The sequence below is a fragment of the Mycobacterium neglectum genome (assembly GCF_002591975.1).
Classification (GTDB): domain Bacteria; phylum Actinomycetota; class Actinomycetes; order Mycobacteriales; family Mycobacteriaceae; genus Mycobacterium; species Mycobacterium neglectum.
This window is the reverse complement of record NZ_NVQE01000007.1, coordinates 168975-176239: the sequence shown is the minus strand read 5'-3', so window position 1 is coordinate 176239 and position 7265 is coordinate 168975. Positions and strand designations below refer to the sequence as shown.

Annotated in this window: 7 protein-coding genes and 1 pseudogene; 5 read left to right on the top strand and 3 right to left on the bottom strand. The window is 65.2% G+C overall.

What is annotated here, in order from left to right; translation table 11 throughout:
• Nucleotides 1-42: 42 nt before the first annotated feature.
• Nucleotides 43-330: pseudogene (locus tag CSQ99_RS08705) on the top strand (glycosyltransferase family 39 protein); the annotation flags it as partial.
• Between the two features lie 4 nt (nucleotides 331-334).
• On the opposite strand, the gene CSQ99_RS08700 reads toward CSQ99_RS08705, so the two are convergent.
• The 3 genes from CSQ99_RS08700 to CSQ99_RS08690 all read right to left on the bottom strand — a co-directional run bounded on the left by CSQ99_RS08700 (nucleotide 335) and on the right by CSQ99_RS08690 (nucleotide 2995).
• Nucleotides 335-1177, bottom strand: coding sequence for a glycoside hydrolase family 16 protein (locus tag CSQ99_RS08700; RefSeq protein WP_099038651.1), 843 nt, complete (start codon nucleotides 1175-1177; stop codon nucleotides 335-337).
• A gap of 85 nt (nucleotides 1178-1262) precedes the next feature.
• Nucleotides 1263-1871, bottom strand: coding sequence for a maleylpyruvate isomerase family mycothiol-dependent enzyme (locus CSQ99_RS08695; RefSeq protein ID WP_099038650.1), 609 nt, complete (start codon nucleotides 1869-1871; stop codon nucleotides 1263-1265).
• A complete protein-coding gene (locus CSQ99_RS08690) occupies nucleotides 1868-2995 on the bottom strand; it encodes a citrate synthase 2 (RefSeq protein ID WP_099038649.1) in 1128 nt (375 codons plus the stop codon). Before CSQ99_RS08690 ends, CSQ99_RS08695 begins: the two co-directional genes overlap by 4 nt.
• Nucleotides 2996-3112: 117 nt before the next feature.
• On the opposite strand from CSQ99_RS08690, the gene pdxH reads away from it, so the two are divergent.
• From pdxH to CSQ99_RS08670, 4 genes are all read left to right on the top strand, one after another.
• Entirely contained in the window at nucleotides 3113-3772 is a 660-nt protein-coding gene (pdxH, locus tag CSQ99_RS08685; protein ID WP_425437798.1) for a pyridoxamine 5'-phosphate oxidase, read from the top strand.
• Nucleotides 3773-5059, top strand: a complete 1287-nt coding sequence (locus CSQ99_RS08680) for an MFS transporter (RefSeq protein ID WP_099038647.1) — start codon at nucleotides 3773-3775, stop codon at nucleotides 5057-5059.
• A gap of 73 nt (nucleotides 5060-5132) precedes the next feature.
• Nucleotides 5133-5783, top strand: coding sequence for a TetR family transcriptional regulator (locus CSQ99_RS08675; RefSeq protein WP_099038646.1), 651 nt, complete (start codon nucleotides 5133-5135; stop codon nucleotides 5781-5783).
• A gap of 93 nt (nucleotides 5784-5876) precedes the next feature.
• On the top strand, nucleotides 5877-7172 hold the full coding sequence (locus CSQ99_RS08670) for a citrate synthase (protein ID WP_099038645.1): 1296 nt from the start codon (nucleotides 5877-5879) through the stop codon (nucleotides 7170-7172).
• The last annotated feature ends 93 nt before the right edge of the window (nucleotides 7173-7265 follow it).

Genomic DNA, 7265 nt, shown 5'->3' with positions numbered 1-7265 from the left:
TTACAGTCGGCGGCGTAAGAGGTGGATAAGAGACAGGCCTGACGGAACGCGGTCGATATCAGCCTGTGGCAGAAGGCGACCGAACGCCGCGACGTCTTCGACACCAACCTCATACCGGAGGCGTCGGCAGGGCCGCTGAGTGTCTGCCGCATCGTGTGGATCATCACCCAGGCCGACCCGGCAAGGCCTGCCCACGAACAGAATCCGGTGATGGAGCCGGGCACACTATTCGGCGGCACCCCTGCGTTCGCGGTCACTCGCGAGCACGGCTACCGACTGGTGGAGCGCTGGCAGTTCAACCTGGTTCAGGTCATCAAAGCGACGCGATGAACGCTTACCAAACGCGGAGGTAGTCGACCAGCATCGCCGCCGGGAAACGACCAAGGGCCGGATTGCCGCCGCCGGGCCCCCCGATCGCGAGGGTGAACATGGGCTGCATCCAATAGCCGGGGATGCTGAAGGGCCACCGCCAGTCGTCGGGTCGGCCCGACACCTGAATCGGGTTGGGCGGCACATGGAAGTACGGTTCGGCACCGTCCACGTAATCCCGCCAGAACGTGAAACCGTCCTCGCCCCAATGCATCCGCCAGGTGTGCCAGGCGTTGTCGACCAGACCGGGGATCGACTTGCCCTCCCAGGTCTTGCCGTTGGACGCCGCGTGCACCGTCGTTCCCGGGGCCCACTGGTCGTTGCCGTACCACTCGAAGACGTCGACCTCGCCGTCGGGCAGCGGATCCTCGTTGACGGCCCAGAACGCCGGCCAGCAGCCTGGCGTCAGGCAGTCGAGTTTGACTCGCGCTTCCCACGTCTGGTTGATCATGCCGCGCCAGATACCCCGCAGCTTGCCGCCGTAGAACGTGCCCATGTCGTTGGTGGCCATCAGCACGAGGTTGGAGTTGCCGTCGACGAAGACGTTTCGGCGATCGTCGCGGTATATGCCCACGACCGGCGGGTATACCTCGTCCTGCCAGGTCTGGACCAACCACTTGGACGGATCCGGCGCAGATCCCGCAGGACCGTCGAACTCGTCGTGGAAGATGTAGGTTCCCGGGTCGGCAGTCGGCGGTTGCGCCGGTAGTGGCGTGCGGTTTGTCGGGCTGGCGTGGGCTTGGGCGGCGGGAATCGCGGCGGCCAAGAAGCCGAGACCCGTCATCATCATCATGTTGCGGCGATCCATCTGGGGCACCCGCCCACCCTAAAAGGAAGCACACAGGTTTAGGTTCATTTCGGCGGTCGCACGTGTTGTATCTAACTTTGCGGGCTCACACCACGGAGAAGGACGGCGGCAGCGTCGACCGCCCCGTCAGCGCCAGAAGCACCGAATCCCCATGTCCTGTCGCGATGGCTGTTCGCGTGGCGACGTCGAGTGCCTCGGCGAGCACCGCCTCGGGTGGCCGGAACGGCATATCGAGTGCTCTAGCAATGTCCATCCCGTGTACAGCCAGCTCAAATATCCGAGTCGGCAGATACGTGCGCAGGCGAATGCCGAGTCCGCCGATCACCGCGATCAACGGATCGCCGATGGCCGCGAGGTCGCTCGTCACCCCTGACACCAACTCGTCGACAGCGGCGGCCGGATCATCGCCGAGATCCCTGCCTGCCTGCCTGCCGCGCTCGGCGACATCCGCCGGATCGATTCCCAGCGCCGACGGCGTGACCCGCACGTAGTACTCCTGCGGTGTCGCGATGTCTTCTCGCTCGGCGGTGGTCTGCAGGTAGCTGCGCACGGTGGTCAGCGATCGGGACGTGTGTCCGACCAGGGCGCGGACGTCCCACTCGCCGAGGCCGGGTTCACCCCAGGCGTCGGAAGGAATCTCGCGCACCAGTGCGGCGAAACTCCTTGCCGCCGAGATGAACGTCGCCGTCGTCACGACCGGGCGACTTTGTCCCAACCCTCGACGGACTCGGGGCCGCGCGGGTCAGGACCCACGTAGATGGCCGCTGGGCGGACCAACTTACCGAGTCGCTTCTGCTCGAGAATGTGTGCGCACCACCCTGCCGTGCGGCCGCACGTGAACATCGCGGGCATCATCTGGATCGGCACCTGCGCAAAATCCAGGATGACCGCCGCCCAGAACTCGACATTGGTCTCGATCGCGCGGTCGGGACGGCGTTCCCGCAACTCGGCCAGGGCGGCCTGCTCCAAAGCGACAGCCACGTCGTAGCGGGGTGCCTCCAAACGCTTGGCGGTGGCGCGCAGCACTCGCGCCCGGGGGTCCTCGGCGCGGTAGACGCGGTGTCCGAAACCCATCAGTTTGTCCTTGCGATCCAGGATGCCCTTGACGACGGCGCGCGCGTCACCGGTCTTCTCGACTTCTTCGATCATCGGGAGCACCCGTGCCGGCGCCCCGCCGTGCAGGGGTCCGCTCATCGCGCCGATGGCACCGGACAGCGCGGCCGCGACGTCAGCCCCTGTCGACGCGATCACGCGGGCGGTGAACGTCGATGCATTCATGCCGTGCTCGGCTGCCGATACCCAGTAGGCGTCGATCGCCTCGACGTGCTTGGGGTCGGGCTCACCCTGCCAGCGCGTCATGAAACGTGCCGTCACGGTGGAACATTCGTCGACGATCCGTTGGGGAACTGCCGGCTGATAGATACCGCGCGCGGACTGTGCGACGTAGGAGAGCGCCATCACCGACGCTCGGGCAAGCTGGTCGCGCGCGGTTTCGTCCTCGATGTCCAGCAGAGGTGCGTATCCCCAGATCGGGGCCAGCATGGCCAGACCGGCCTGGACGTCGACGCGGACGTCGCCGCTGTGGATCGGGAGTGGGAACGGCTCGGCCGGCGGCAGGCCTCGGCCGAATTTGCCGTCGACCAGCAGCGCCCACACATCACCGAACGTGACGTGCTGGGAGACCAGATCCTCGATGTCAACGCCGCGGTATCGCAGCGCACCGCCGTCCTTGTCGGGTTCGGCGATCTCGGTGGTGAAGGCGACGAGGCCTTCGAGTCCGGGCACGAAATCTTCAGGAACAGCTGACGTCGTAGTCATGGCGCAAATTCTCGCACCCAGCCTCGCGTCCTTCACTACCGGTCGGTAACTCCTCGGCGAACAGTCGAGGCGTAGCGTGTTCGCGTGGCAACTCGCGACGACGACCATTTGGCGAGAATGCGGGTCGAGTACGGCTCGGTGGAGAAGGACGGCAGCGGAGACCTCGATGCCGACTGGCTTGCGGACGGCTGGGTTGCGCTGCTGCACAAGTGGTTAGCCGATGCCGAGCGGGCAGGGGTGGCCGAACCCAACGCGATGGTGGTGGGCACCGTCGACGCCCGCGGACGCCCGTCGACCCGCTCGGTGTTGTGCAAGAGCGTGGGGGCCGAGGGCATCACCTTCTTCACCAACTACGACTCCGCCAAGGGTCAGGACCTCGCCGCGATTCCTTACGCGGCGGCGACGTTCCCGTGGTTCCTGCTTGGCCGCCAGGTCCACGTCCGGGGACTGGTCACCAAGGTGTCGGCCGAGCAGACCGCCGACTACTGGTCCAAGCGCCCGCGTGGTTCGCAGCTGGGCGCCTGGGCATCACACCAATCCGAACCGATTGCCTCGCGTGCGGTGCTGCTCGAACAGTTGGCGGACGTGACACAGCGATTCGCCGAACTCGACGAGGTTCCGGTGCCGCCGAATTGGGGCGGGTATCTCATCGCACCCGAGGTCGTCGAATTCTGGCAGGGCCGGGAGAACCGGGTGCACAACAGGATTCGTGTCGCCACCGATCCGGAGCTGCCGGTGACGATGCACAGCAGTCGTATCGAGCGATTGCAGCCCTAGGTGCGGCGATTCTTCGCCGACACCACACCCCTTCGCGTGCCGGACTTCCGGCGGCTGTGGCTGGCGGGCATCGTCACTGTAATCGGCGCCAACCTCACGATCTTCGCGGTGCCGGTGCAGCTGTACGCGCTCACCCAAAGCTCGGCGTACGTCGGCCTGTCCGGACTGTTCGCGCTCGTGCCGCTGATCGTGTTCGGCCTGTGGGGTGGGGCGTGGGCCGATGCGATGGACCGTCGCCTGCTGTTGATCATCGCGTCCATCGGACTGGCTCTGGCGTCGGTGCTGCTGTGGGTGCAAGCCGCACTGGAGCTCAACAACGTGTGGGTGGTGCTGTGCCTGCTGTCGGTGCAGCAGGCCTTTTTCGCGATCAACCAGCCGACCCGCTCTGCCGCGATCCCGCGCATATTGCCAGCCGACCAGGTCGCCGCGGCCAATTCGCTGAACATCACGGTGATGCAGTTCGGGGCGATCGTTGGTCCCCTGCTGGCGGGAGTGCTGCTGCGATGGGTCGACCTGTCCACGCTTTATCTGATCGACGCGATCCTGTGCATGGCCCCGATATGGGCGACGTTCCGCCTGGCGCCCATCCCGGCGGCGGTCATGGAGGCGGTACGCAGCAGGTGGGGTTTCTCGGCGGTCCTCGATGGCTTTCGCTACCTGGCCGGCAACCAGGTCGTGCTGATGTCATTCGTCGTCGACCTGATCGCAATGATCCTGGGCATGCCGCGGGCGCTGTTCCCGCAAATGGCTCATGAGAGCTTCGGTGGACCGGTCGACGGCGGTACCACCATGGCGCTGCTGGCGTCGGCGATGGCCGTAGGCGCTGTGGCGGGTGGCCTGTTCTCCGGTTGGCTGCCGCGCATCCGTCGGCAGGGGCTGGCGGTGGTGCTCGCGATCGTGGTGTGGGGGCTCGCGATGATCGGCTTCGGCGTCGCAGCCGGTTTCGCCAACGGCGCGGCCGGGCCGTTGTTGTGGATTGCGTTGACGTTCCTGGCTGTTGGCGGCGCGGCCGACATGGTGTCGTCGGTATTCCGAAACACGATTCTGCAGCTGGCGGCGACCGACGAGGTTCGCGGCAGGCTGCAGGGGGTGTTCACGGTGGTGGTCGCGGGGGGGCCGCGCTTGGCGGATGCCGTGCACGGAGCAACCGCCGCTGCCGTCGGCACGACCGTGGCGGCGGCCGGAGGCGGAGCGCTGGTGGTGATCGGCATGGTGGTCTGCACGCTGTTGGTACCCGCCTTCATCCGTTACCGCGTGGCCGGCGACGACAAAGACCACAAAGTGTGACGTAGGGGGCCAAGTGTCGGTGGGTGCCACTTTTCTCAGCGGCCTCTTACGTTGCCTGGTTAACATCCGATTTGTGTCTGATCTCAACGGGGAGGCAACCCTCGGCCTGCGGGAACGTAAGAAGCAGCGAACTCGCGCCACCCTCATCGACGCCGCGGTCGACCTTTGCGACCGGCAGGGCTTCGACCGCACCACCGTCGATCAGATCGCCGCCATCGCCGATGTGTCGCCACGCACGTTCAGCCGGTACTTCGCCACCAAGGACGCCATCGCACTGGCCCTGGTCGACGAAGTGCTGGACAGCACGGCCGTCGAACTGGCCCGCCAACCGCGCGAGCTCAACCACTTCGATGCGCTACTGATGGCCTATCTCGCCATGGCCAACGCGGCCAAGGTCGCCCCGTCAGGGGAACTGTCGCAGGACCGCGTCATGTGCATCGTGCGGATCCTTTTGTCGTCGCCGGCCTTGCGACAGGCGGCACTGGAATACCGAGCCAACTCCGTCGACGTGGAGATCGCCAAGCGGATCGGGGTGGGAGTCGACGATCGCCCGACGCGGCTGGTTTCCGCCGTGTGGGGTTCGGTGCTCATGGCGGCGCTCACCGACCTGGTGGCCGACACCCGGGACTGGTCGCAATTGAGCATCGACGACGTGGCCGAGCGCCTGGAACGCACATTCGCCGAGTTCACCAGCCTGACGGCGGGCAATCGGCAGACCGTCTGACGATCTGGCAACCCCCCCGCGGGCGGGAGTGCTGGAATGGGACTACCTTTTGAAGAGCAACTCCGCATTCCTTGCGACGTAGAAGGGATCCCCGTGGCCGAAAAAGACGAGCACGCCACTCTCGACTACCCCGGTGGCGAGCTTGAATTGGACGTCGTCCACGCCACCGAAGGTTCTGACGGCATCGCCCTGGGTTCGCTGTTGGCCAAGACCGGCTACACCACCTACGACGATGGTTTCGTCAATACCGCCTCGACCAAGAGCGCCATCACCTACATCGACGGCGACGCCGGGATCCTGCGTTATCGCGGTTATCCCATCGATCAGCTGGCGGAGAAGTCGAACTTCATCGAGGTCAGCTACCTGCTGATCTACGGCGAACTGCCGACCCCGGATCAGCTCGAGGCGTTCACCACCCAGATTCAGCGGCACACCCTGCTGCACGAGGACCTCAAGCGGTTCTTCGACGGGTTTCCGCGCAACGCACATCCGATGCCGGTGCTCTCCAGTGCGGCAAATGCGCTGAGCGCCTACTACCAGGACTCACTGGATCCTTTCGACGACGAGCAGGTCGAGCTGTCGACGATCCGGCTGCTGGCCAAGATGCCGACGATCGCGGCGTACGCCTACAAGAAGTCGGTCGGGCAACCGTTCCTCTACCCGGACAACTCGATGAGTCTCGTCGAGAACTTCCTGCGGATGACGTTCGGGCTTCCGGCCGAGCCCTACGAGGTAGACCCGGAGCTCGTCCGCGCACTCGACATGCTGTTCATCCTGCACGCCGACCACGAGCAGAACTGCTCGACGTCGACGGTGCGGCTGGTCGGCTCGTCGCAGGCCAACCTGTTCACCTCGGTCTCCGGCGGCATCAACGCGCTCTGGGGTCCGCTGCACGGCGGTGCGAACCAGGCTGTGTTGGAGATGCTGGAGAAGATCCGTGTCGGCGACGACGACGTTCAGACCTTCGTCAAGAAGGTCAAGAACAAGGAAGACAACGTCAAGTTGATGGGCTTCGGCCATCGGGTCTACAAGAACTACGACCCGCGGGCGCGCATCGTCAAGGAACAGGCCGACAAGATTCTCGGCAAGCTCGGCGGCGACGACGAACTGCTGGACATCGCCAAGGAACTCGAAGAGTTCGCGCTCACCGACGACTTCTTCATCGAGCGCAAGCTGTACCCGAACGTCGACTTCTACACCGGCGTGATCTACCGGGCGATGGGCTTCCCAACCAGGATGTTCACCGTGCTGTTCGCGCTGGGCCGGCTGCCCGGGTGGATCGCGCACTGGCGTGAGATGCACGACGAGGGCGGCGGCAAGATCGGCCGTCCGCGCCAGATCTACACCGGGTACACCGAGCGCGACTACGTCGACACCGGCAACCGGTAAGCGCACTCACTGCGAGTCATTTCACTCGCGGTGGGGCTTGCCATCCGGACAGTTGTATTTTCACAATAGTTGTGTGAATGAAACTGTCGTCCG